This is a genomic window from Arthrobacter sp. SAFR-023 (genome assembly GCF_051965295.1).
Taxonomy (GTDB): domain Bacteria; phylum Actinomycetota; class Actinomycetes; order Actinomycetales; family Micrococcaceae; genus Arthrobacter.
This window is the reverse complement of record NZ_JBQCMF010000055.1, coordinates 1-984: the sequence shown is the minus strand read 5'-3', so window position 1 is coordinate 984 and position 984 is coordinate 1. Positions and strand designations below refer to the sequence as shown.

Below are 984 nucleotides of genomic sequence, written 5' to 3'. Positions count from 1 at the left end.
GACACCTTCGACGTCGAGGTTCTCCGGTTCCGCGGGCTGGACGATCGGCTCGTTGTAGACCGTGAGGTAGTACATCAGGTTACGGTCGGTCGAGTCGTGCCCGTACATGCGTTCGAGGCCGTCGCGGACGATGTGGCCCATTTCGTAGCCGTAGGCGGGGTCGTAGGTGACCACGGCGGGGTTGGTGGAGGCCAGCAGCGGGGAGTGTCCGTCGGCGTGCTGGAGGCCTTCGCCGGTGAGGGTGGTCCGTCCGGCGGTGGCGCCGATGATGAACCCGCGGGTCATCTGGTCGGCGGCGGCCCAGAAGGCGTCGCCGGTGCGCTGGAAGCCGAACATGGAGTAGAACACGTAGACCGGGACCAGGGGCACGCCGTGGGTGGCGTAGGCGGTGCCGGCGGCGGTGAAGGCTGCCACGGCGCCTGCTTCGTTGATGCCGGGGTGGATCAGCTGGCCCTGGGCGGATTCCTTGTAGGCCAGGACCAGGTCCCGGTCCACGGACAGGTAGTTCTGGCCCTTGGGGTTGTAGATTTTCGCTGTCGGGAAGAACGCGTCCATGCCGAACGTGCGGGCCTCATCCGGGATGATCGGCGCGATGTGCTTGCCGAAGTTCTTATCCCGCATCAGGTCCTTGAGCAGGCGGACGAAGGCCATGGTGGTGGCGGCCTGCTGCTTGCCCGAACCGCGCTTGGCCACCTCGTAGGTCTTCGCCTCGGGCAGCTCGATGTCCGCGTGCTTCGAACGCCGTTCCGGAACGGAACCGCCGAGAGCTGCGCGGCGCTCGAGCAGGTACTTGATTTCCGGTGCGTCCGTGCCCGGGTGGAAGTACGGAGGACGGTACGGGTCCTTCTCCAGCTGCTCATCCGTGACCGGGATCCGCAGGTGGTCGCGGAACTTCTTCAGGTCGTCCAGGGTGAGTTTTTTCATCTGGTGGGTGGCGTTGCGGCCTTCGAAGTGCGGGCCCAGGCCGTAGCCCTTGACCGTTTT

The 984-nt window shown here is 65.9% G+C and carries 1 pseudogene; it reads right to left on the bottom strand.

From position 1 onward, the window contains the following. Positions 1–984: pseudogene (locus ACTHQX_RS21705) on the bottom strand (pyruvate dehydrogenase (acetyl-transferring), homodimeric type); the annotation flags it as partial.